Source organism: Rhodococcus sp. JS3073, assembly GCF_026810085.1.
Taxonomy (GTDB): Bacteria; Actinomycetota; Actinomycetes; order Mycobacteriales; family Mycobacteriaceae; genus Rhodococcus_F; species Rhodococcus_F wratislaviensis.
On the sequence record NZ_CP113951.1, the window covers coordinates 4,773,533 to 4,797,225 of the forward strand.

General features: G+C 65.2%; 19 protein-coding genes. 16 read left to right on the forward strand and 3 right to left on the reverse strand.

Annotation, left to right across the window (positions count from 1 at the left end; all coding sequences use genetic code 11):
- Window positions 1-123 precede the first annotated feature (123 nt).
- Window positions 124-1,440, reverse strand: coding sequence for a flavin monoamine oxidase family protein (locus tag OYT95_RS21630; RefSeq protein ID WP_268789002.1), 1,317 nt, complete (start codon window positions 1,438-1,440; stop codon window positions 124-126).
- A gap of 385 nt (window positions 1,441-1,825) precedes the next feature.
- Here OYT95_RS21630 and OYT95_RS21635 point away from each other — a divergent pair, with 385 nt between their 5' ends.
- The 16 genes from OYT95_RS21635 to OYT95_RS21710 all read left to right on the forward strand — a co-directional run bounded on the left by OYT95_RS21635 (window position 1,826) and on the right by OYT95_RS21710 (window position 20,862).
- Window positions 1,826-2,668 carry an IclR family transcriptional regulator gene (locus OYT95_RS21635; protein WP_268789003.1) on the forward strand — a complete coding sequence of 281 codons (843 nt, stop codon included), beginning with the start codon at window positions 1,826-1,828 and terminating at the stop codon, window positions 2,666-2,668.
- Between the two features lie 142 nt (window positions 2,669-2,810).
- Complete coding sequence (locus tag OYT95_RS21640; protein ID WP_268792259.1) at window positions 2,811-3,770, forward strand: PDR/VanB family oxidoreductase; 960 nt, start codon at window positions 2,811-2,813, stop codon at window positions 3,768-3,770.
- Between the two features lie 110 nt (window positions 3,771-3,880).
- Window positions 3,881-5,032 (forward strand): acyl-CoA dehydrogenase family protein, encoded by a 1,152-nt coding sequence (locus OYT95_RS21645; protein ID WP_037242737.1) that lies wholly within the window; start codon window positions 3,881-3,883, stop codon window positions 5,030-5,032.
- The gene (locus tag OYT95_RS21650) at window positions 5,029-6,279 is read left to right on the forward strand and encodes a CaiB/BaiF CoA transferase family protein (RefSeq protein ID WP_037242735.1); all 1,251 of its coding nucleotides are present in this window, start codon (window positions 5,029-5,031) and stop codon (window positions 6,277-6,279) included. Before OYT95_RS21645 ends, OYT95_RS21650 begins: the two co-directional genes overlap by 4 nt.
- Before the next feature lie 14 nt (window positions 6,280-6,293).
- Window positions 6,294-7,136, forward strand: a complete 843-nt coding sequence (locus OYT95_RS21655; RefSeq protein ID WP_268789004.1) for an acyl-CoA dehydrogenase family protein — start codon at window positions 6,294-6,296, stop codon at window positions 7,134-7,136.
- A complete protein-coding gene (locus OYT95_RS21660) occupies window positions 7,133-7,948 on the forward strand; it encodes an SDR family oxidoreductase (protein ID WP_268789005.1) in 816 nt (271 codons plus the stop codon). Before OYT95_RS21655 ends, OYT95_RS21660 begins: the two co-directional genes overlap by 4 nt.
- A 3-nt stretch (window positions 7,949-7,951) precedes the next feature.
- Complete coding sequence (locus OYT95_RS21665; RefSeq protein WP_268789006.1) at window positions 7,952-9,112, forward strand: aromatic ring-hydroxylating oxygenase subunit alpha; 1,161 nt, start codon at window positions 7,952-7,954, stop codon at window positions 9,110-9,112.
- Window positions 9,109-10,626 carry an aldehyde dehydrogenase family protein gene (locus tag OYT95_RS21670; RefSeq protein WP_268789007.1) on the forward strand — a complete coding sequence of 506 codons (1,518 nt, stop codon included), beginning with the start codon at window positions 9,109-9,111 and terminating at the stop codon, window positions 10,624-10,626. The genes OYT95_RS21665 and OYT95_RS21670 overlap by 4 nt, the downstream gene beginning before the upstream one ends.
- 123 nt (window positions 10,627-10,749) lie before the next feature.
- A complete protein-coding gene (locus OYT95_RS21675; protein ID WP_268789008.1) occupies window positions 10,750-12,417 on the forward strand; it encodes an ABC transporter substrate-binding protein in 1,668 nt (555 codons plus the stop codon).
- A 1-nt stretch (window position 12,418) separates the two neighbouring features.
- Window positions 12,419-13,324 (forward strand): ABC transporter permease, encoded by a 906-nt coding sequence (locus OYT95_RS21680; RefSeq protein ID WP_037242728.1) that lies wholly within the window; start codon window positions 12,419-12,421, stop codon window positions 13,322-13,324.
- Window positions 13,309-14,229 carry an ABC transporter permease gene (locus OYT95_RS21685; protein ID WP_037242726.1) on the forward strand — a complete coding sequence of 307 codons (921 nt, stop codon included), beginning with the start codon at window positions 13,309-13,311 and terminating at the stop codon, window positions 14,227-14,229. Before OYT95_RS21680 ends, OYT95_RS21685 begins: the two co-directional genes overlap by 16 nt.
- Window positions 14,226-15,308 carry an ABC transporter ATP-binding protein gene (locus OYT95_RS21690; protein ID WP_268789009.1) on the forward strand — a complete coding sequence of 361 codons (1,083 nt, stop codon included), beginning with the start codon at window positions 14,226-14,228 and terminating at the stop codon, window positions 15,306-15,308. Before OYT95_RS21685 ends, OYT95_RS21690 begins: the two co-directional genes overlap by 4 nt.
- Complete coding sequence (locus tag OYT95_RS21695) at window positions 15,305-16,111, forward strand: ABC transporter ATP-binding protein (RefSeq protein ID WP_012690054.1); 807 nt, start codon at window positions 15,305-15,307, stop codon at window positions 16,109-16,111. Before OYT95_RS21690 ends, OYT95_RS21695 begins: the two co-directional genes overlap by 4 nt.
- Window positions 16,112-16,118: 7 nt before the next feature.
- The gene (locus OYT95_RS21700; RefSeq protein ID WP_268789010.1) at window positions 16,119-18,050 is read left to right on the forward strand and encodes a CocE/NonD family hydrolase; all 1,932 of its coding nucleotides are present in this window, start codon (window positions 16,119-16,121) and stop codon (window positions 18,048-18,050) included.
- A 58-nt stretch (window positions 18,051-18,108) separates the two neighbouring features.
- Entirely contained in the window at window positions 18,109-19,638 is a 1,530-nt protein-coding gene (gene amaB, locus OYT95_RS21705) for an L-piperidine-6-carboxylate dehydrogenase (RefSeq protein ID WP_268789011.1), read from the forward strand.
- Window positions 19,639-19,674: 36 nt separating this feature from the next.
- Window positions 19,675-20,862: an NAD(P)/FAD-dependent oxidoreductase gene (locus OYT95_RS21710; protein ID WP_268789012.1), complete on the forward strand. Its 1,188-nt coding sequence runs from the start codon at window positions 19,675-19,677 to the stop codon at window positions 20,860-20,862.
- A gap of 67 nt (window positions 20,863-20,929) precedes the next feature.
- Here the strand turns inward: OYT95_RS21710 and solA are convergent, their stop codons facing one another.
- Both solA and hglS read right to left on the reverse strand, forming a co-directional pair.
- Window positions 20,930-22,066 (reverse strand): N-methyl-L-tryptophan oxidase, encoded by a 1,137-nt coding sequence (gene solA, locus OYT95_RS21715; RefSeq protein ID WP_268789013.1) that lies wholly within the window; start codon window positions 22,064-22,066, stop codon window positions 20,930-20,932.
- 215 nt (window positions 22,067-22,281) lie between these two features.
- The gene (gene hglS / locus OYT95_RS21720) at window positions 22,282-23,676 is read right to left on the reverse strand and encodes a 2-oxoadipate dioxygenase/decarboxylase (protein WP_037242716.1); all 1,395 of its coding nucleotides are present in this window, start codon (window positions 23,674-23,676) and stop codon (window positions 22,282-22,284) included.
- Window positions 23,677-23,693 lie beyond the last annotated feature (17 nt).

Genomic DNA, 23,693 nt, shown 5'->3' on the forward strand with positions numbered 1-23,693 from the left:
AACCGTCAGCACGTCATCGCACGGAATCGGTGGCGATCCCGTGCGATGACGGAACATGTTGTCGATCAAGTGAATTTGCCGCGGATTCGGGTCGGCAGGTGGGCTGCCGGCGGACCGAGCGGGCTATCGCCGCAGAACCGCCTGGGCTGCCGAACGCCCGGTCCGGACTGCGCCCTCCATGTATCCGGAGACCCAGTAGTCGGATCCGGCGACGAAGAACGGCGGTTCGTGCGCCGCGTGTAGCGGGCCGATGGCGGAGAGATCACCGGGAGCGTAATGCGCCATGTATCCCAATGAGTATGGCTTGATGGACCATTCCTCGGTGAACAGTGCCGTCGGGTGGGCGGCGGCCTCTCCGTACATCCGTGACAATGCCGTGCGGGCGTCCACGTCACGCGCAGCCTGATCTCCGGCGAGGTGAAACGACAACTGCGCCGGCGGCACGAGCGCGGACAGCACACCCGGCCCCTGCACCCAGGTGGACCCGAGAAGTCCATCGCCGTAGGCGGATCCGCTCTGACCCTGACTGCGCCAGAATGAAGTCTCGTACGCGGCGACCACTTTGGCCGTGAGCGAGTTGCGAATCCGGTGAAGCGATTCGAGGCGCTCGGACGACAGCCCGGTGATGGCGACCCGCCTGAGAGGAGCGACGGGAATCGCGCACACGACATTCGCGGCGGCGACCGTGCGACCGCCGCGGAGCTCCACGGTGACTCGGTGGGGCTCGACGTGGAGAGCGGTGACGGCGCTCGACAGTTCGATTCGGTCTCCGAGCTCAGCAGCCATACGATGCGCGACCGTTGCGCTACCCTCCGCAACCGTCGACCGGGTCCACTGGTCGATGTCGTAATACCTCTCGAGGGCGGTCGCGCCGACCGAAGACATCTTGCGCAGCTCGGCCAGGAGCGACGTCCGGGCCGTGCCGTCCGCCGCCAGTCCCGCCTTGGCCAGCTCGAACATGCGACTCACCGCGGGTCGGGCCGCAACCTCGTCGAGCCACGTGGCGAAGGACAGGGAATCCAGCACGTTCGCGTCGGGATGTGCCCACGGATTCTCGGGCTGAACCTGCTTTGCGAGAGCGACCATCATCTGAGTCACACGCTCGTAGTCCGCAACATCTTCCTCGGTCATCCAGGCTGCCTGGTCACCACGGATGACGGTTCCATCGATATCCCACACCGTCCGGCCGGGTTCGGAGATGTAGCTGTCACGCAGCGACAATCCGAGTTCGTTCACCAGACCGATGTACGACGTGTGGGAACTCCCGACCAACTCGCCGCCGAGCTGAACGATCCGGCCGTCGTCGAGTCGGGTCTGTTTGACCCGGCCCCCGACGCGATCCCTGGCCTCGAGGACCCGGACATCGAGACCTCCATGCATGAGATCCCGCGCGGCTGAGAGGCCGGCGAGCCCGGCCCCGAGGACTATCACGTCCAGCATTGTTTCTCCGCTTCGTGAAGTTCGAACCACAGTGTGATTCATGGTGTGTGAGGCCTCGACGCGGCTGGAGGCCAGGAGTGCAGGAGTCGCTGCACGAATGCCGGCGGCGCTGCTGCTCACCTGTCGATTTCGACGACCGGCGCCGAATCACCACCCTTTCGGGTCGGCGCGGAGCAGCGCAGGTCGGAGATGAGCGCTGTCAGCCGGATGTCATTCGCGTCTCGCCCCAGGAGCGAGAAGTTTCGAGGAATGAAATCAGCTTCCGCATGACGAGAACTGTATCTACCGGGGGATATGGCCGTCAAGACCCGAATTCCCGCGAGGTGTGCACGGGTTTCCGGGTCGGATGGAGACGGCCACGGTCGTACGCGACGCCGAGGAGGTTGTGTCCCGCTCGGCGGGGATGCCGTCCCGGCCCGGCCGGGGTGCTAGTAGCTTTGCGTGCATGTCCACTTCAGACGTGCGCGCGCAATCGGAAGCCTCGCCGAGCTCGGTCAAGACCCTCGCTCGCGGTCTGGAGATTCTGCAGCTCTTCTCGGAGGACGATCCGGAGTTGAGTCAGAGTGACATCGCGTCACGGTGTGGCCTGCCGATGCCGACCGTCCACCGATTGGTGGGAACGCTGGTCGGTCACGGGTTCCTCGAGCCGGTCGCGGGCGGTCGAAATCTGCGATTGGGCAGCACGCTGCTGCAGCTCGCGGGACCGTTGATCGCTCGCAGCGATCCGACCGTGGTGATACGTCCGAAGCTGCACGAGTTGTCGAACCAGTCGGGCGAAACCACGAACTTGGCCATGTTGCTCGGACCGTGGGTGGTCTACCTGGATGGGGTGACTGGATCGCGCATGCTCACGCCGCAGGCGACGATCGGTGCGCGGATCTCCGCGCACAACACGGCGCTGGGGAAGGCGTTGCTCGCCCAGTTGGACGACGCGGAGGTCAAGGAGCGTATCGGTGAAGGTCCGTATCATCGGACGACGAAGCGAACCGCAGCCGATTGGCCCGAGCTGAAGAAGCGGCTGGACGAGGTTCGCAAGACCGGGATCTCGATCTCGGACGAAGAGTACGAAATCGGCCTGACCTCTATCGCGATCGCGTTGCCGCCCCAGTCGGACGGGACCCTGCGCGGGATCAACATCTCGTTGCCGCTCAGTCGCGCGACCGAGGAATTCCGGGTTACGGCGATTGCCATGCTGCGCGACGTGGCAGCAGCGGTCTCGGCGCGCTAACCGCTTCGACCTCGAGTCGTTCCAGGCCGCAACTGACTGTTGACGGCCAGTTCTTGCCGTCCGTACTGTTCTCGCTATGCGAAAGTCAATTTCTCTCCCTGAAAGTAACGGCGCAACGGGGAGGGCGGAGTCGGCCTTCTTGGTGACCCGTGAAGTGCGGCGCGAAGCCGACGGTATCTCGTCGTTTCGCTTCGAACGTGCTGATGGCGGCGCCTTGCAGGCCTGGGAACCGGGCGCCCATCTGGACTTCACCCTCCCGTCGGGCCTCACTCGCCAGTACTCGTTGTGCGGCGATCCCGCGGATGATCGCAGTTACCTGGTCGCGGTGCTCGACCAACCCGAGGGGCGCGGTGGTTCCCGCGAGTTTCACTCCTCGATCGCCCCGGGAGCGACGATCGAGGTACGCGGTCCGAGGAATCATTTCCCCCTCGTCGACGCCGAGTCGTACCTGTTCATCGCCGGCGGCATCGGCATCACGCCGATCCTCCCCATGGCCCGTGCCGTGGCGGCGGCGGGGAAGCGCTGGCGAGTTGTCTACGGCGGCAGGACGACCGAGTCGATGGCCTTCCTCGAAGAGCTTCGACAGCTGCGGGGTGACACGGACTTCGTGCCGGAATCCTCGCGCGGCCGGATCGATATCGCCGGGGCACTCGCTGACGCACCGGCCGGTACGCAGGTCTACTGCTGTGGTCCGGAACCGCTGCTGCGAGCAGTCGAGGAGTGCTGCGCGAATCACGCAAATGTGGGCGCCGTGCATTTCGAACGCTTCGGAAGCGCTCGCCTTCCCGGCGACTCGACGCGCCGAACCGACGATGCCGGCGCCCCGTCCGGGTTGGCGCGATTCGAGGTCGAGTTGGTCTCGACGGGGACGACGGTCGTGGTGGACGAGGGGGAGTCGATTCTCGATCGGGTGCTCGAGGTCGTCCCCGGCTGGCCGTGGGCATGTCGCGAAGGGTATTGCGGCAGTTGCGAAGCCCGTGTCGTCGAAGGTGAGCCGGAGCATCAGGACGATGTGCTCACGGACGAAGAGCGGGCTTCCAATGCCGTCATGATGATCTGCGTCGGGCGGTCCTGCTCGCCGCGCCTGGTCCTGGACATCTGACCTTCGCACGGGCGCCCAATTTTCATTGACACCCGCCAATCCGCGGAGCTATTCTCATATAGCAAAAGTTACTTCCATACAGTGAAACCAAATGGAGTTGAGGCAAGCCTATGACTACGGCAGGCTTTGAGATCGCAAACCCCGCTCTCACGCTCGAGGACACGGCTGCAACGGCAGCCCGCTTGGCGCAGGAGTTTGCAGTCAGTGGCTGCGGAGTGCCGAGCAATCAGGGTTCACCTTCCGACGCCGATTCCCGCGCGGCTTATGCGGCATACGGGAAGGCCGGGCTCATCGGGATGCACTGGCCGCAGCGTTACGGCGGCCGCGGGCTGGACGCACTGTTCACCTTCGCCGTCGAGGAGCAGCTCGGATACAACTGGCTGCCACTCTCGAGCTACCTCCTGTCGGTGAAAACGATTGGGAATGCACTACTTCAGTTCGCCAGTGAGGAAATGTGCCAGATCTTCCTCCCGCAGATCGCGTCCGGCGACATGATCTTCTGTCAGGGGTTCTCCGAGCCCGAAGCGGGCACCGACCTCGCGTCACTTCGCACCACGGCGCGCCGCGACGGTGACCGGTACATCGTGAACGGCCGCAAGATCTGGACATCGAGCGCCGAACACGCCGACTGGGTGTACCTCGCGGTCCGTACCGGCTCCACCGAGGCACGTCACCGTGGGCTTTCCGTCTTCCTCGTGGACATCACGACGCCGGGCATCGTCGTGGACGTACACAAGACGCTCGGCGGCGGAACTCTCGGCGAACTGACCCTGACGGACGTGTCCATCCCGGCCGATCAGATCGTCGGCGAAGAGAATGCGGGCTGGGAAATTCTCATGGGCACACTCGATTTCGAGAGGGTCACCAGTGAGAAAGTCGGCATCGTCCTGCGTCTTCTCGACGACATGGCCCCTCTGGTCACGTCGCCGAAGGATCGCGAGATTCTCGCAGGGCTCCGCGGCGACGCACAGATCGCGCGCCTGCACGGACGCCGGGCCACGGAGCGACTCGACGCACGACAGGACGCGAGCGCCGAGTCCTCGATGGCAAAACTGTCGATCGCCTTGCTGCTGCAGGAACTGGCAGACGCGGCCGTAGAGGTGCTCGGACCCCGCGCGCTGATCGAAAGCGGCCCGGGCGCAGTGCTCGACGGCAAACTCGCGGCACTTGCCCGCGCAGCGGCGGCGACCACCATCGCGGGCGGCGTTTCGGACATTCAACGCAAGAACATCTCCAGGCGAAGGGTAGGCGCAGCGTCATGACCGTACCGACCGCCAAGCCGCTCGCCGGGCTGCGTGTCCTCGACTACGCGCAGTACGTCGCGGGCCCGTTCGCGGCGATGATGCTGGCCGATCTCGGCGCGGAAGTCATCAAGGTGGAACCACCGAACGGTGACGCCTGGCGGCACTACGAGCCGTTGACTCCGGATGGCGGACGATGGTTCATCTCGCTGAATCGCAACAAGAAGTCAGTGGTCGCGGACCTGAAAACGGAACGGGGACAGGACTTCAGTCGTGCGCTGATCCGTACCGCGGATGTCGTGATCCACAACATGCCCCCGGAGCGGGCCTTGCGGTTCGGCTTGGATCGCGACACCGTCAAATCCGTCAACCCCGACGCGGTGTGGTGCTGCGTGTCGGCATTCGGCACCGACGGGCCCGAGTCGCAGACTCTGGGCTACGACTTGATCGCGCAGGCGGCGTCCGGACTCCTGCTCGCGGATGCGCGCAGTGGTGACCCGGTCCCACGTCGATCCGGTGGCATCGCCATGGCCGATCTGACCGCCGGCCTGCTCACCTTCGCGGCGGCGCTTGCCGGTCTCACCGACCGCTTCCGGCGACACGACGAGACCGGTGTGTCCAAAGGTTTCGAGGTGTCGCTGCTCGGGGCGTCGTTGGCGGTGCAGGTGCAGCGGTTCGTCTCGGTCGGTGACGGCGAGTTCGACGACGCGCCCGGAGTCTGCGACGAGACGAGACTCGAGCAATTGGCCGAAACGGTGACGGAGTCGGACGAACTGGAGCCGTACTACCGGTGCTACGCCGCGTCGGACGGATTCATTGCGCTGGCCTGCCTCAATCTGGCGCAGCGCCGGAAAGTCCAGGCGCTACTCGGTATCGACGACCCGTGGGCGGTCAACCCACAGGCAGTGCCCGCCGACCAGGCGGAACGGGAGATGCGAAGTTCGCTGAAACACCGATTCGCCGAGGTGATCAAGACCGATACCGTCTCTCATTGGATCGCGGCGTTCGAAGAACTCGGCGTTCCCGCCGGACCCGTTCGCGAGATCACGCAAGCGCACTCTCTACCGCAGGTGCGCGCAAACGGACTCGTGCAGACGATCGAACAGCCCGAGATAGGTCCCGTCAGCGTACTGGGATCGATCTTCAAGATCGACGGACATGCCCGACCCGACGCCGGTTCTGCACCGCGTCTCGGTGAACACACTCAGCAGCTGACCGAACTCGTCAGCGCAACACACACTTCGGAAGGGATCGCGACAGCGCGATGACTGAAAACGTAACGATGACGAAAGACGATGTTCGAGAGTTCGCGTCGTCGGTGAAGAATATTTGCAGTTCTTTCCCGACATCGGGATCCTGGGCGCCCGATCGTCCCTCGGACGATCGCGATGCCGCGGTGCGCGAGAACCTCTCGCGCGCAGGCTGGTTCGATCTCGCATCGGAACAGCAGGGAAGCGAGTTCCTCGGCGCCGGCGCAGTCGAACTCGGACGGGCACTGGTCTCCGTCGACTGTATCGATGCGCTTCTCGGTCACGGCGTGGCCGTGGCATCGGGTGAGACCGGCGACGTCACCTTGGCGAGGTACTCACAGCCGGGTGACACTGTGTGGCTCTGTGGGCGCGGCGCGGCGCAGCTCGTCGAGGTGGTGGAAGCCACTCCCGTCAACTACATCGACGCACAGGGCGTCTCGATCGTGTCGACCACTCCGGTCACGCCGCAGGCCGTCCCGTCCGCGAGTGTGGATGCCTGGTACGCCGCGATGACTGGCTACACCGCTGGTCTGGCTGCGGGCGCGCTCGAGCTGGCACTGAACCATGCCGAGAACCGCATCGCCTTCGGAAAGCCGCTGTCCGCCCTGGATTCGGTCGCGAAAAAGCTCGCGGATGCGGCGACCGCGACGGAGGGGCTCCAGCTGGCGGCAGAGGACCTGCCGAGTGAGTTCGTCGTGCGCCGTGCGGTCGGCACGGCAGCCGGTGTCGCCAAGGACTGCCACCAGATCCTCGGCGCACTGGGATTCACCCTCGAATTTCCCCTGCAGCGATACTCGCGGCGAATCAAGGCGCTGCGTTCCTGGACACCCCAGATCGTGGTGGCGCTGGAAGCAGCACGCGAGGGTGACCGATGACCCGGCACGATCCGCGCACCGTCGTCATCACCGGCGGAGCGAGTGGTATCGGATTCGGTATCGCTCGGCGGATGGTCGACGACGGTCACCACGTCGTCCTCGTCTCTCGTGACATCGACAAACTCCGTAGCGCTGCCGATCGGCTCGCGGACGCGCCGGGCACCTGTGCGGTCCACGCCGTCGATGTGCGGGATCACGACCGCGTCGCCGCTCTGTTCGAGTCGCTCCCCAGCGTGGATGCGCTGGTCAACAACGCGGCAGGCAACTTCACCGCGCCGACCGTGGATCTGTCGTTCGGTGGTTTCCGAGCAGTCGTCGAGATCTCCCTCTACGGCACGTTCAATGCTTCGCAAGCCTTCGCGAAGCGTCTGATCCGGGAGTCGCGCCCGGGGGTAATTCTCAACATCGTCGCGAGTTACGCGTGGACCGGAGCACCGCTGGTGGCCCACTCCGCCGCAGCGAAGGCCGGGATGATCGCCTTCACGAAGTCCGTGGCACGCGAGTGGGGGCCGAACGACATCCGCGTGAATGCACTCGCACCCGGCTTCGTCCCGACCGACAACGCGGTGGCCGGCATTCTCTCGACACCCGGGGCGAAGGAGCGAATGCTGGAACTGATCCCGATGGGCCGGTTCGGCACGCCGGAGGACATCGGCGACGTCGCGGCATTCCTGCTGGGTGACGAATCGCGTTACGTCACCGGGGCGGTTTTCGCGGCCGACGGTGGCCGATCGGTCGGAGTCTCCATGCACGACGGCGGGGACAGCTCCGCCGACACAGACCAAGCGGTACAAACCGCGGGAAGGGGTTGAATCATGACCGATACGGTTGCACCGGAGAGCTTCTCCGTGAGTACGGACGAGACGGCGCGAGTTGCAGAACACCTGGTGGAAGGGAAGACACTTCCCCTCGAGTGGTACACCTCTCCCGAGGTCGCCGAGGCGGAGAAGAAGGCGATCTTCGCTTCCAGCTGGCACTACGTCGGTCGCGCCGCAGACGTCGAAGAGACCGGGATGTTCGTCACCGCCGACATCGGTGACGTCCCCATCGTGATCGTTCGCGATCGGGACGGATCGCTGAATGCGTTCCACAACGTGTGCCGGCACCGCGCGGCCAAGGTCGTACTGGACGAGAAGGGCCAGCGTCGAACCCTGCAGTGTCACTACCACGCCTGGACGTACGGTCTGGACGGAAGTCTCAAGGGTGCACCGCGTTCGGCATCCGAGGAGTGCTTTCCACAACAGCAGTTGGGACTGCGCAAGGCGTCCGCGCAGACGTGGGGGCCCTTCCTGTTCGCGCATCTCGCCGACTCCCCGGCCGATCTGTTCGATCAATTGGGTGAGGTGCCGGACCTGATCGCGGCTGCCGGGATCGACGTCGACGACCTGAGGTTTCACTTCCGGTCGGAGTACGACATCGCCTGCAACTGGAAGGTCGCGATGGAGAACTACCTGGAGTGCTATCACTGCCCGACCGCGCACCCCGGATTCAGCGACGTGCTGGACACCCAGATGGACGCCTATCAGCTCGAACTGGAGCACACCTTCGCGTGGCAGAACGGACCGTTGCGTCCGCTGCCCGAGAACGCGGTCCCTCGCTCCGAGGGGTACACGGGACGAGACGGCGCGGTTCCGGAAGGTCGATACTTCGCCATCTTCCCCAACCTGAAGATCAACATCAATCCTGGTTTGCCGAACCTGTCGATCGGTCCGATGGTGCCGACGGGTCCCGACGACTGCCACGGGATCCTCGACTACTTCTTCAGCGCGGACGTCACCCAGCAGTGGATCGACGACATGCTGGTATTCGACGATCAGGTCGGCGTCGAGGATCGTGTGCTGGTGGAGTCGGTACAGCAAGGTATCCGTTCGGGGTCGTTGACCGAAGGGCGGATCATGCTCCAGTCCGAGGCGCTCATCGGCGGGTTCCAGAAGTGGGTGCTCGAGAAGTACTCGGAAGGGATCCGAGGCGCGTGACCGCCGAACTCGCGCCCGGTTCGGCCGCGGTTCGGTACGACTGCCTGTCCATCGGCGGACAATGGCGTCCGCCGGTGGACCCGGCGGTCGCCGAGGTGGTGAACCCGGCAACCGCCCGGGTCTGCGGCGAGGTCGCCATCGGCGGCGCAGCTGATGTCGATCTCGCCGTCGACGCCGCCCGAACTGCGGGGCTCCGATGGTCGCGCACATCACCTCAGTTCAGAGCCCAGCTCCTCGAGGCGGTTGCGGAGCGCATTCGACTGCGACGTAACGAATTCGCCGAAGCGATCAGCCTGGAGATGGGCGCGCCGGCAGACAACGCACGCGACACGCAGACCGATCTCGCGGTCGCCGTTTTCGAGTCCTACGCGAAACTCGTGAACGAATTCGAGTGGGAGGAGACGCTGGGGAACTCGCTGATCGTCCACGAGCCGATCGGCGTCGTGGCGGCGATCACCCCCTGGAACTATCCGCTCTACCTCGCGTCGGTCAAGATCGCCGCGGCCCTCGCGAGCGGGTGCACGGTGGTCTTCAAACCGAGCATCGACGCACCGCTCGACGGGTACCTGCTGGTCGCCACGATCGAGGAAGTCGCACGGGAATGTGGTGCACCGGCCGGTCTGGTGAATCTCGTCCCCGGTCACGGGTCCGTGGTGGGCGCGGCGCTTGTCGCGCATCCGGACGTTGCCGCGGTCTCGCTCACCGGGTCCACGAACGCCGGCCGGCAGGTGTCGATCGCCGCCGCGCACTCGATCAAACGAGTCGGGCTCGAACTCGGCGGCAAGTCCGCGGCGATCATCGTCGACGATGTCACGGACCTTGCCGGGGTGCTGTCCGGTGCCCTCGCCGATGTGTTCTTCAACTCGGGGCAGACGTGTACGTCGTGTGCCCGCATTCTCGTCCCTGCCGCCCGCTACGACGAAGCAGTGGAGTTGTCGGCCGAGATCGCGTCCCGTTGGACGATCGGCGATCCACGACTGGCAGGCGATCACATCGGGCCCGTCGCGACGCGTGCGCAATACGAATCCGTGATCGGTCATCTCGAATCCGGCCTCGCCGAGGGCGCACGTCTCGTGGTCGGCGGGGTATGCCCGCCGGACCGGATTCCGGCCGGGATGGAGAACGGATTCTGGATACTTCCGTCGGTCTTCTCCGAAATCGATCCAGAAATGACAATTGCAACCGAAGAGATCTTCGGGCCGGTTGCCCTGCTGATTTCCTATGAAGACGACGAGGACGCCGTGCGGATCGCCAACAGTTCGATATACGGGTTGAGCGGTGCGGTGTGGTCCGCTGACGACGATCGCGCACTGGCACTCGCACGCCGTCTCGAGACGGGTCGCGTAGTCGTCAACGGTGGACCGTTCAACGTGCTCGCGCCGACCGGCGGGTACAAGCAATCGGGTAACGGTCGAGAACTCGGAATGCACGGTCTCCGTGAATTTCTCGAGGTCAAAAACATTCAGCGCTGGCTCCGGATTTCAGACGAAATTCTCGGTGTCGATTCCCTGTGAAGCCTTGTGGCGCCGGTCACTTCAGCGCTACTATGAATAACGAAAGTGGCTTTCACAGATTGAAAGTTTGCAGGCCGGGGTGGTGAGAACCTACCGACTCGAGGCCCTAGAAGGAGCGGATCCGTGAGTTTCGATGCAGTCAGTCGCCGAAAATTTCTCGCGCTCGGCGGCGTGGGCGCAGTAGCGCTCGCACTGGCGTCCTGTGGACGCACTACAGCCCCCGGCGCTCAGATGGTCGGACCCCCGTCCGGCATCCCGGGGGCACCGCCGGGGCCCGGCGATGTCGTGCACGGCCGCAGCGGTGGAAGTGTCGTCACCGCGTGGACCGCGGAGGGCAACTCCTACGACGCGCAACTCGGCTACGACCTGCACTCGTGGGAGGCCGTGACAAGCCTGCTCTATCTCCCGCTGTTCCGGTTCGAGGGACAGGCGGGAGGGCCCGCGCCCGCAGCGGCAGCCGCGCTCCCGGAGATTTCCGAAGACGGTACTCGGTACGTCATTCGACTGCGTCCCGACGTCAAGTTCCACAACGGACGTCCCGTCGTCGCCGACGACTACGTGTACGCGTGGCGGCGACTCCTCGATCCGGCGACAGAGTCTTGGGCGTCAGGCTATTTCGGCTCGATAGTGGGAAGTGAGGACTATCTCGCCGGCATCTCGACCGCGCTTCCCGGCGTCTATGCGCAGGATGATCTCACCCTGATCGTGGAGCTGTCGGCGCCGGACGTGACGTTTACGAGTTTGATGGCCCAGCCCTACGCGGCGGCCCTGCCGCGGGAGGAGGTCGAACGCCTCGGCGAGGAATTCGGCCGGATGCCCGTGGGTAACGGGCCCTTCATGATCACGTCGTACGACACCAAGAACCGGCGATCGGTGTTCGTCCGCAGCCCCTACTATCCGTGGCCGGGACTGCCGTTTCTGGACGAGGTCGTCTATCGATGGGGTATCGATCCCTCGATGCAGTTCCTGCAACTGCAGAACGGTGATGTCGACATTCTCGGCGAGGGGCTCACGCCGACCATTGCCGAGCGGGTGCAGGGTAATCCGGAACTGCGCGAGACGTACACGAAGTTCATTCCCGTGCTGGGGGCGAGCTGGGCGGCTCTCAACGTCGCGACCGACAAGCTCGCGGATCCACGCGTTCGGCAGGCATTGAATTGGGCCACCGACAAAGACCAATTGGCCAAGTACTCGCGCGGACTGCAGAAATCCTGGGGGGCGATAATCCCCGAAGAGGAACCCGATTACCAACGAATTGTTCCGCCGTACTCGTACGATCTCACGCGAGCGAAGGCGCTCATGAAAGATGCCGGTGTCGATTCCCTCGAACTCGAATTTTTCTGTAACGACGACGACTATTGGAAATCCGCCAGCCTCGTATTGCAGCAGCAATGGGCGGAGATCAATGTCGACCTCAACATCACGACACTCAGTAACGCCGCTTTCTGGACGGCCTTGGACAACGGCGAGGCGGATGTTTTCGGGAGGCTGTTCTACCAGGTTCAGCCGACCGGACTGGATATTCTCGCGAGCAATTTCGTGACAGGGGCGTCGTCGAATTTTCAGGGATATTCCAACCCCCGAGTCGACGACCTGGCGGGCCGTTCACTGGCGAGCCTGACACGCGAGGAGAGCAACGCGCATCTTGCCCGCGCCGAAGCGATAGTGGCCGAAGACGCGCCGGGTGTATTCATCGGCAGTCTGCAGTTCTACGCGATGCGGTCACCGCGGGTCCAGAACTACCAAATGAGAGCCGAGACCGGCACCTACTACGACCGAATCTGGGTGTGATGTGAGTACCATTGTTGCGGCAGCCGTCCGGGACGAACACGTCGAAGTGCCGGCCAAACCGACCAAGACGGTTCGGCGAAGCAAGTTGCTCTACATCGGCCTTTCCCTCCTCGGCCTTCTCATTCTCTTCGCAGTGGTCTCGCCGCTGTTCGGGTCTCCCTACGTACTCCACCGAGACGGCCTGACGGATCTGGGAAGCCCCCTGGGCATCCTGTCACCCGGCCACCTCGCGGGCACGGACTCGCTCGGTAGGGACCTGCTCGCCCGGAGCGCCTCGGGACTGCGGGCAACCCTCGTGATCGCCATCGCGGCCAACGTCACGTCGATGCTCGTCGGCACGGTGGTGGGTCTGATCGCAGGCTCGTTCGGACCTGTTGTGCAACAGGGACTCATGCGGATCGTCGACGTGTTCCTCTCGATTCCCATCGTGCTGTCCGGACTGGCACTGGCCAGCATCGTCGGCCGCGGAATGTGGGGCATCGTCGTCGTGGTGACTGCCCTCTACTGGGCGTGGACCGCCAGGCTCGTCTACGGCGAGGTACTGCGTTTGCGCGGTAGAGGATTCGTCGAAGCCGCCGCGGTCCACGGCGTCGGCAAGCTGACGATCCTGCGCCGGCACATCCTCCCGCACATCTCCACAGTTCTCCTCAACATCGCGGCACTCAACGGCGCGGCTGTCGTGGTGATCGGCGCCGGACTGTCCTACCTCGGCGCCGGCATCCAGCCGCCGCAGCCGGAACTGGGCAACCTTCTGGCCAGTGGGTCCACCGCCATCGACTACGCGCCGCATCTGCTGCTGGTACCGCTTGTCCTGACCATCGCCACGGTTCTGTCGTTCGTGCTCATCGCCGAGGGCATCAACCGTCGCAACTCTCTCTCGGAGCGGCAATCATGGCTCGATATCTGATCACACGGGTGCTCTATGGTGTGCTGACCATAGCGCTGGTGATTCTCCTGACCTTCATGATCCAGTACATGCTTCCCGGCGACCCCGCCCGCACGATTGCCGGGCCGCGGGCCAGCGACGAGGTTCTCGCGGCTGTCCGGGACCGGCTGCATCTCAACGATCCACTCGTCCTGCAACTCTGGCACTACTACTCGTCGGTGTTCACCGGCGACCTGGGCGAATCCTACACACGACACCGCCCGGTGCTCGACCTGATCCTGGAGAGACTGCCGGCCACCGCACTACTCGCGGTCACGGCACTGGCAGTGGAGATGATTCTCGGCGCATCCCTCGGGCTCTGGGAGGCGCTGCGCCCCACCCGGAGCTGGGCCCTGGCAGCCACCAATGTTGCCCTGCTGTCGATTCCGCCGTTCGCGCTGGGATTCCTGCTTCTGCTCGCTTTCGGCTACCTCGTACCGATCTTCCCCGTGGACGGCGGCACCGGCTTCTCCCACCTGGTACTTCCGGCGCTCACGCTCGGGGTGCTCGGCGCCCCCTACTACGCGAACGTCGTCCGAGACGGCATGAAGGATGCGCTCGCCTCGTCGTTCACGCGAACGGCTGTCGCCAAGGGACTGTCGCGGCGCTACATCGTGTCCCGTCATGTCGTCCGTAATGCACTGCCGCCGTCGATCACGATGCTGGGGATGGACGTCGCGATCATGTTCTCCGGCGTCGTCTTCGTCGAGGCCATCTTCGGCTGGCCGGGAATCGGCGCCCTGCAGACCGAGGCATTCGCCGACGTCGACCGTCCGGTGCTGACCGGCACGGTGATCGTGGCCGCTGTCCTCGTCGTTCTCGGAAATCTGGCTGCCGACGTCATCCGAGCATTTATCGATCCCCGAGCGAAAGTGGGCGCACTGTGAATGCAGCGTCGAGCGCTCCGAGCGCAACCGCGGGCGGCCCCGCGGCGGCCACACCGCGTGTCATCGGCAGCGATGTCATCGTCAGCGATCTGTCGATCTCCTACGGCAGCTACTGCGCGGTCCGCGACGTCGGTTTCGAGATCAAAGCGGGCACCACGATGGCCCTCGTCGGCGAGTCGGGCTCCGGTAAGTCGACGATTGCGCTCGCCGCGAGCAGGCTCCTGCCGCGCGGGACGACGATCGATTCCGGCTCGATCTGCGTGAACGGCAAGGACGTCGTGCGGATGCAGGGGAACGAACTGCGCGAGATGCGCGGTGACACGGTGGCCTATCTCGCCCAGGACGCGCTGGCGGCCCTCAATCCCGTGGTTCGCATCGGGCGGCAGGTGAGCGAGATCTACAGCGTTCGCGGGGGTGACAGGAAGACCGTCGCGGAAGCGAAGGCGATCGCTGCCCTTGCCCAGGTCAACATCAACGATCCGGAGAGAGTGGTGCGGATGTATCCGCACCAACTGTCCGGGGGTATGCGCCAGCGGGTCATGATCGCCATGGCGCTGGCATTCGAGCCGGCACTGCTGATCGCCGACGAACCGACCACGGCGCTCGATGTCACGGTGCAGGCCGAGATCCTCCAACTGATCGTCGATCTCCAGGCGCGAAATGGTCTGACGTGCCTCTGGATCACCCATGACATGTCGGTGGTCGCCGAGATGGCGGACTCGGTCACCGTGCTCTACGGCGGCCGGATGCTCGAATCGAGCGACGTGTACTCGATGTTCGACACTCCGCGGCAGCCCTACACGCGCAAACTGCTCGACTGTTTCGCCAGTGGGCGTTCCGCGAAACCGAAAGAAGCGTTCAGCGCGATTCCCGGAAGCCCCTCCGCGCATTCGACCACGACCGGCTGCCCGTTCGCATCACGGTGCGACCGAGCAGACGACGTCTGCGTCTCGGAGACGCCCCGGTCGGTGGAACTCGCCCCCGACCACTGGGTGGCCTGTCACCACCCACTCGACGTCGGTACCGACGACGACGTCAAGACGCCGGCACTCGCCGCTAGCAGAGGTGGACAATCGTGAGTAACGTCGATACGCCCCTGGTCGAAGTCCGTTCGGTGTCCAAGAGTTTCGGCTCGGCCAAGGTGCTCGACGGGGTGTCCTTGCTCGTCGAGCGTGGCAAGACCACCAGCCTGGTCGGCGAATCCGGTTCGGGAAAATCCACCTTGGCGCGGATCGTCACCGGTCTGGAGACGTTCGATTCGGGAGAGCTGCTGTTCAGTGGCGCACCCCGGCCACGCCGGGGGAAGGCGGCACGCGAGTTCCGGCGCACCGTGGGGGTCGTCCTCCAGGACCCGTACGACTCGATCGATCCGAGATTCACGGTCGGTGAGGTCGTCGCAGAGCCGCTACGCGCTCAGAAGCGTTACCGCGCAGGCGGAAAAGAACGGGTCCGCGAACTACTCGACCAATGCGGAATGTCGGAGGTCGGAACGGATGCTCACGTTCATCGGCTGTCCGGCGGACAGCGACAGCGAATCTGCATCGCCCGTGCGCTGGCGACAGATCCCGACTTCATCGTGTGCGACGAACCGACGTCGGCCCTCGATGTGTCCGTACAAGCCCAGATCCTGAATCTGCTTCTGCGGTTGCAGCGCGAACGGGGGCTCGCCTACCTCTTCATCACGCACGACATCGACGTGGTCCGGCGGATCAGCGACCGTGTCGCGGTGATGCACCGAGGCAGGATCGTCGAGAGCGGATCCGCGCACGACGTCACGCAGAATCCGCAGGACGCCTACACCCAGCGACTACTCTCCGCGGTCCTGGGTTCCTCACCGCACACACGGAAACTCTCGTACCCGTACTCGTCACACACCTCCTAGGACGGACATGTTCGAATTCACCGCAATCGATTCCTCGCTCGCGATGAGCGACGGGGTCCCGCTTGCGTTCACGTTGTACCTGCCGGTCACCGGCGGGCCGGTTCCGGTACTGCTCGAGGCGTTGCCCTACCGCAAGGACGATCTGCTCGAACGGGTGCACTACGAGCGATTCTGCACGGAGTTCGGATTCGCCGTCTGCCGGGTGGATGTGCGCGGTACCGGTTCGTCCGGCGGACTGGCCACCGACGAGTACCCGCTCAGCGAACTCGACGACATGGCGTCCCTGATCGAGTGGCTCGCCGGACAGGAGTGGTCGAACGGATCCGTCGGTATGTTCGGCTGGTCGTACAGTGGGTTCAATTCCCTGCAAGTGGCGGCCGCACGTCCGGCAGCGCTGAAGGCGATCGTGCCGATCTACTCCTCCGACGACCGCTTCAACGACGACGTGCACTACATGGGTGGCGCGATGCGTGCCCTCGACCTCGTCGACTATCCGTCGTTCATGATCGCGATGAACGCGATGCCACCGGTCCCGTCCCTGTGGGACGGTGACTGGCGCGAGGAGTGGCGACACCGCATCGAGTCCAACGAGCCGTGGGTCTTCACGTGGCGAAGCGAGCAGCGCAGGCAGCCGTACTGGCAGGACGGATCGGTTCGACCCGACTACGCCCGCGTCACGTGCCCCACGATGATCGTGGCCGGATGGGCGGACGGGTACCGCAACAATACGTTTCGCACGGTAGAGGCCCTGGAGAATGCGGGGACCCCGTGGAAGCTGCTGATCGGCCCGTGGAGTCACATGGGCGCGGAGCTGTCCCTCCCGGGTCCCTGGATCGATCTGACCGCAGAGATGGCCAGGTGGTTCGATCGTTGGCTTCGTGACGAGCAGAACGGGATCGACGCCGAACCCCAGGTCACGATCTTCCACCGGCGCTCGACTGCGCCGGAACCGGATCTTCGTGAGCTCAACGGGACGTGGCGGGATCACATCGGACTACCGCTCGCGGACACGAAGACACTCGACTTCGACCTCGGCACCGGTTGCGTCACCCATGCGGTGATCGGTGACGTCGGAACCGCTGCGTGGAACAGCTGCGCGGGATCGCTTCCCTGGGGCCAGCCGACGGACCAGAGGTACGACAATGCCGCGTCGATGACGTGGGATTGGCCCGCGGACGACCTTCATCTCTACGGTCACCCACGACTGCAGCTGCGAGTGCGCGCCGACCAGCCGGTTGCGTTCGTCTCCGCCAAGCTGTGTGACGTGGCCCCGGACGGCACGGCGTCACTGATCACGCGCGGCTTGCTCAACCTCACCCACCGCGGCGGGTACGACAGCGACCCCGTGGCGCTGGAGCCCGGCGAATGGGTGGATGTCGAGATCGAACTCGAAGCCACCGCATGGAGTCTCGACGAAGGCAGGCAACTCCGTCTCGCCGTCACCGGAAACGACTGGCCGAACGTGACGGCGCCGCCGCGGCCCGTGACTCTCGAGATCGACCGCGAGGCGTCGAACCTGCTGTTGTCGGTGATGGAGTCGATCGACGACCTTCCCGAGTCGACCCTGCCCCATGTGCATCCCGAGTCGTTGCAGACCGGCGACGGCGTGACCTGGAGAGTGGAGCGTGACGTGCTGGCGCGCACGACCACCTGCCGCACGGCACACGGTTCGCGGTGGACGAGCACCAAGGGCTTCGCCTGCAGCGAGGAGTACAGCGGAGAGGTCACGCTCGATCTCCGCACGTTCGATCAGCGCATCGAGGCGTTCGCCCGGTTCGAGGTCGACTATCCCGAGGGCCGGACGGCGACACAGTCGACGATGACCGTGACGACGTCGCCCACCCATTTCGACCTCGACGTTACGGTCGAGGCCTTCGACGACGGAGAACCGTTCGCGCAGAAGCATTGGCACCACACCGTCCGCCGGGACCTCGCGTGATCCCAGCCGACAACTCTCGACCGTCCCGATCGATTACCCCTTCCCGTTGGAGTGTTTGATGTCTTCTTTTCCTGTTTCCGGTGAGCTCGCTGTTCGCGCTGCCGAGGTCCTGGCGCGGCTCGGGGCCGACGCCCCGTCCAGTCCCGATGGTCCTGTGGTGTCGCGGAGTCCGATCACTGGTGAGGTGATCGGCCGGCTGGAGGCCAGTACCGCACGCGAGGTCGACGACGCGATCTCCTCGGCGGCGCGCACGTTCACCGACTGGCGGCTGGTGCCGGCACCGCAACGCGGGGCGGTCGTCGCCCGCCTCGGACAGCTGCTGACCGAACACAAGGACGACCTCGCATACCTGGTGACCGTCGAGGCCGGCAAGGTCACCTCCGAGGCGCTCGGTGAAGTGCAGGAAATGATCGACATCTGCCAATTCGCGGTCGGACTCTCACGCCAGTTGTACGGCAAGACGATGGCCTCCGAACGGCCGGGACACCGACTGTCGGAGACCTGGCACCCGCTCGGGGTGGTCGGGGTGATCTCGGCATTCAACTTCCCTGTCGCGGTGTGGTCGTGGAACACCGCGATCGCCCTCGTCGCCGGCGACACCGTCGTGTGGAAGCCCTCGGAGATCACCCCGCTCACCGCGCTCGCCTGCGACGCACTGCTGCGCCGGGCCGCCGCCGACGTCGGCGCCCCCGCCGGCATCCATCACCTGATCCAGGGCCCGCGCGAGGTCGGGGAACGACTCGTCGACGATCCCCGCGTCGCCCTGCTCAGCGCCACCGGATCGGTGCGGATGGGCCGCGAGATCGGCCCCCGCGTCGCCGCCCGTTTCGGGCGGAGCCTGCTCGAACTCGGCGGCAACAACGGGGCCGTCGTCACCGAACACGCCGACCTCGACCTCGCGGTCCGCGGCATCGTGTTCTCCGCCGCCGGCACCGCCGGGCAGCGGTGCACCAGCCTTCGCCGGCTCATCGTGCACTCCTCCGTCGCCGACGAACTCGTCGACCGCATCGGCAAAGCCTACGAGCAGCTTCCCATCGGCAGCCCCCTCGACGAGACCACCCTCGTCGGACCCCTCGTCCACCGGGCGGCGTTCACCGCCTTCGAAGACGCCCTCGCGAAAGCGAAAGCCGACGGCGGCGAGATCGTCACCGGCGGCGGAACCCGCTTCGCCGACCAGCTCGACGACGCCTACTACGTCGAACCGGCCCTCGTCCGGATGCCCGCACAAACCTCGGTCGTGCACGAGGAAACGTTTGCCCCCATCCTCTACGTCCTGACCTACGACGACTTCGACGAGGCGATCGCGTTGCACAACGAAGTACCCCAAGGACTGTCGTCGGCGATCTTCACCACTAACCAACGCGAAGCGGAACGGTTCCTGTCCGCCGACGGCTCCGACTGCGGCATCGCCAACGTCAACCTCGGCACCTCCGGCGCCGAGATCGGCGGGGCATTCGGCGGCGAGAAGGAAACCGGCGGCGGACGCGAATCCGGCTCCGACGCCTGGAAGACCTACATGAGACGATCCACCAACACCGTCAACTACTCCACCGAACTCCCACTCGCCCAAGGCGTCAACTTCCTCTGACACCGGAACGTACGAGCTGAACGATAGGGAAATGCGATGACGAATCTTCGATCCGGCACCCAGTGGGACTCGGTGAGCGCGTGGGACGACGACCCGGTGGTCGCGTCGTGGAACGGTCTTCCGGTGTTGGAAAAGAACGTCACGGCCGACGTGTGTGTCGTCGGCCTCGGCGGGTCGGGTCTCGCGGCGATCGGCGCCCTGGTCGAACGTGGGCTGCAGGTTGTCGGCGTCGACGCCGGGCGGGTCGCGGCCGGCGCGGCGGGGCGCAACGGCGGCTTCCTCCTGGGCGGCCCGGCGACGTTCCTCCACTCGTCCCTCTCGACCTGCGGGACGTCGTCGGTCGATCTCTATCGTGCAACTCTTCTCGAGTTGGACCGGCTTGCCGAGATGCTGGGTCCGGAGGTCATCGCGCGGACGGGCTCCATTCGCCTCGCGGGATTGCCCGGCGAACCTGCCGACGACGCCGAGGCCGCCGACCGTGTCGCGGAACTCGCGGATTGCGCAGCACTGGCAAAGGTGCTGCGTGACAACGACATCGCTGTCGAAGAATACGACGGCGAGCTCGGGCGCGGCCTGTTTCTGCCCGACGACGCGGCCATGAACCCCTCTCGCCGAGCTCTGGGGCTGGCGTCACTCCTTCGGGGCCGGGCCGGCCTGTACGAACACTCGGCAGTCACCTCCGTGAAGAGTGGAAGGGTGACAACAGAACACGGTTCGGTCAGTGCACCTGTCGTCATTGTCGCGGTGGACGGCAAACTCGAACAAGTCCTCCCGGACTTGCAGGGGCGGGTCCGGACGGCACGCCTGCAAATGCTCGGGACGGCGCCGGGGCTGCCCGAGCGCCTGCCGTGTCCTGTGTACGGACGCTGGGGATACGACTACGCCCAGCAAGCGAAGGATGGGCGCCTGTTCGTCGGCGGCGGGCGAGACCGTTTCGTCGACACCGAGTGGACATTCGACACTTCACCAACTCCGGACGTCCAGGGCTACATCGAACGAGTAGCGGAACGTATGGCGGGCAAGCCCGTCGACGTCGTTCGGAGATGGGGTGCGTCCGTGAGTTACACCACCGACGGCCGTCCCCTCTGCTCCGAGGTTCTTCCCGGCGTCATCGCCATCGGTGCGTACAACGGGACGGGAAACCTGGTCGGTCCCGTCGCCGCGCGTGCGGCTGTGGCACTGGCACTCGATTCGACGGCACCCCCGGAGTACTTCTCCGCCTAACCGGCGAGGGGGAGGGCCGACGGCCCTCCCCCTCGATTCGGAACCGCGCGAACACCGTACCGGTGTGTCACTCCGCGAATCGGTTGACGTCGAACAACTCCAAGGGGAATTCAGGGGTCGATCCGCAACTGAGATCGGCGGCGATCTCCCCGATCACCGGTGCAAATTTGAAACCGTGACCAGAGCACGCGGAAACGACCGTCACGTTCCTGTATGCGGGTGGATTTCCGATGACGAAATGCCCGTCGGGTGTGTTCGTGTACATACACACCGCCGCCCGCACCGGGCGCGAACGCAATCCAGGCAGATAGCGACGAACGAGGTCCCGCAACGGAGCGGTGTCCTCGTCGTGGACCACACGATCCAACTCGTCAGGGTCGGTCTCGCGCCCGCCGAGATGGAGCGCGATCTTGACCGTCTCGCCGTCCATGCTGGGGAAGCCGTACCACCTCCCTTCCGGACTGTCCCTCAGAAATACCGGGAACCGGTCCGGCCCGAACTGCGTCGGATCGTCGGCCGGGAACCATGCGAGGATCTTGCGCTCCACGGTCAAGGGGAACTGGGCGGCAGGGAGAAGGCCCGGAATCCAGGCGCCGGCCGCGACCACGACGTGGTCGGCTCGAATGACCTCGTCCTCGAGCCGCACGAGCACCGTGTCACCGGGACCGTCCTCGATACCCTGGACGCGGCTCCCGGTACGCACAGAGGCCCCCAGTTCGCACGCACGGCGCACGGCACCGGTGATCGCCAACTCCGGCCTTATCACGCCGGCGTCCTTCTCCCACAGGGCCGTATCTCCCTCCCGTAAACGCTGAGCAGGAAACCGGGTACCGAACTCGGCCGGGTCGAGAATCTCCTGGGTGAGGGCATGCACCTTGGCTGCTTCGAGGGAGCCACCCACGATCACGCCGGTCGAGGGGCCGATGCTGAGGCCCCCGGTCATCGTCAGGACGGGTTCGCCGATCTGCTCACCGAGTTCCCTCCACCCACGGAGTGCGGCTCGGAGCATAGGGACATACGCGGGATCTTCATGATATGCAGTCCGGAAGATGCGCGACTCGCCGTGCCCGGAGCCACGATCGTGCCCGGGAGTGAACTGCTCGAGACCCACGACAGGAACACCGCGCTCCGACAGTCTCCACATGATTGCGGAGCCCATGGTGCCGGTACCTATCACGGCGACACCGGTCCTCGTCGTGCTCATCGAGCACGCACCAGCGGGTATTCGCCGGCGGGGGAATTGGTCATGATCACAAGCCCTCTCGAATGTGCAGTGCGTCTGTCCCGGCAGGTAGTGGTGCCGTCGAGCGCATCCACTACCTGCCGACCAGATATGTTGCCATCCCGTGACTCCGCACGTGTGACGCCGAACGGCATGTGTTCGAACATTCGGTCAGACGTGAAGGAGTCGCCTCGCCACTAGCGGGAGTTGACACCCTGTTCAATTCCGAGCTGCGTCAGACTTTCTCGCAGCGAGGCGTCCTGCTGCGCGCGATACAGCGCCTCGGGGGTGTGCACTTCCCGTCCGAGAGCGCCTGCGAACCAGTCGATGGTGTAGTCGGCGCCGGTGTTCGTGCTGTCTTTCGTGCCGTTGCCGGACAGGTTCGACTGGAAGATCCCGGCCGCGCTGCGCGGAAGGAAGTCCTCGTACACGATCGGAGTGGCCACCAGCGTTCCCGACCGAACCAGTGCGGCCGGATCGCGATCCGCCACCCCGGAGGGGGAGTGCACGTCGCCCACGCGGTACGTGAAATACGCGAGCGCCTCCTCCTCGAGACCTGTTTCCGTGGTGGGGAAGTCGGAGGCGTCCCACACCGACCGGCCGGCGTCCTGCCACGACGAACCGTTGCGTGCGGCGGCATCCGTCTCCGCCATGAGCGCGTCGTACCGTTCCCGGCCGCGGGGAGTGAGCGCGATTCCGCGCGACTCGACCTCACCGAAGCGCACCCGCAGCGTGCCGTCGACGACTTCCCCGTTCGATTCACGGAACTTGCGGGGCTCCGCGAGGGCCCGGAACGAGGTTTGCCGGAGCAGAACGTCGGGGCCGGTCCATCTCGGCGGGCCCTGGATCTGGTCGATCATTTTCAGGCCCCGTCGCTGCATCCGGGTGTAGAGCTCGTCGATGTCCAGGACGCGCGGGGTCAGGTGATTGATGTGGGTTCGGGTGACTCCGCCGATGTCGGCGGCGACGGCCGAGACCTGCTCCAGTTCGGCGTACCACGCACGATCGGTCGGCTCGGACGACAACTCGAATGCGGAGGTCGCCAAGTGGACGAACGTATCGGCCTCGGCGGAGGGAAGACCGCGTTCGGCGATGGCACGCTCGGCCAGCGTGAGTAGTTCCTCGCCGAACAGTGTGCGTCGGCCGAGGAACGTCTCGAGCCGGCTCTGCAGGTCTTCGGAGAAGAAGCGGCGATCGTCGACCGCGAGCATCGACGTGAACACCCGAAACGGGTTGCGTGCGAGTTCGTCGGCGTCGATCGGCCGGAAGGCCGTCGACACGACCGGAACTGCGCTCCGCGCTGCGTCGCGCAGGTCGTAGAACCCGACGGGGTGCATACCGAAACCGGCGAAGATCGTGCCGACCTCACGGAGTTCCCGGGGAGTGCCCACGCGGATCGCGCCGTGTCTCTCGGCCGTCACCCGGCCGATGTCGCCGAGCCGCTCCGCGTCGTCGCGGCCGGCGACGACGGCGGTGTTGATGTCCTCGCACACGTCGACGAGTGTGGCGTAGGCCGGTACCTCACGGCCGTACATCGAGGACAGAGCAGCCGCGAATCGCGCCCTCAGCTGCCAGGTGGGGATTACGGTCATACTTCTCATGCTCCGAT